Annotated in this window: 1 protein-coding gene and 1 pseudogene; both read left to right on the plus strand. The window is 38.0% G+C overall.

Annotated features, from left to right (window positions below; genetic code table 11):
• A pseudogene (locus MUB24_RS23110) lies at positions 1–192 on the plus strand (AAA family ATPase); the annotation flags it as partial.
• 24 nt (positions 193–216) lie between these two features.
• Positions 217–351, plus strand: a complete 135-nt coding sequence (locus MUB24_RS23800; RefSeq protein ID WP_396426811.1) for a DUF5348 domain-containing protein — start codon at positions 217–219, stop codon at positions 349–351.
• Positions 352–598 lie beyond the last annotated feature (247 nt).

The following is a 598-nucleotide window of genomic DNA, read 5'->3' on the forward strand; positions in this document are numbered from 1 at the left end:
TTGATGAGTGCCGGAGCGCAAAGAGACATTTTTACGGAGGCGGCTATTGATGAAATCTATCAATTTTCCAATGGGACTGCAAGATTGATTAATAAAGTTTGTACACATTCCCTGATCTATGGATTTCAAAATGAACAACGTATCATTGATGATCATATGGTCAAAAGGGTTATTGATGGAGAATTGTCATGAGGAGCCATGTAGAAATGATATATGATGTTGCAAGACCGTTGGATCATTCATTTAAACGAGCGTATTTATGGTCTTCATTGTGGGAAAGGGGTTAAGTTGCACATTAATTCAATGTGCATTCCTCGGCGAATTGAATTGGATAGCCTTGGTATATTGTGATGGGGAAAGCGCGTTTGTATTTACGTCCTCAGTATACCTCCAAAGTGATCATTTAACAGAATAGAAACCTAATAACCTCGTCATCAAGTGATGGAAAAGCTTTTCCTCCATCACTTGATAACGAGGCAACCAAGCGATAGCGCGGTAGCTTTAGTACGACTATACCTAGTAAAATATTTATCAAAAACAAGAAGGGATAGCTTAGCTAGTCATTATTCCTTCTTTTCATTTTCGTTATTACGGTCAA

Source organism: Lederbergia sp. NSJ-179 (assembly GCF_022867885.1).
Lineage (GTDB): Bacteria > Bacillota > Bacilli > Bacillales > Bacillaceae_C > Lederbergia.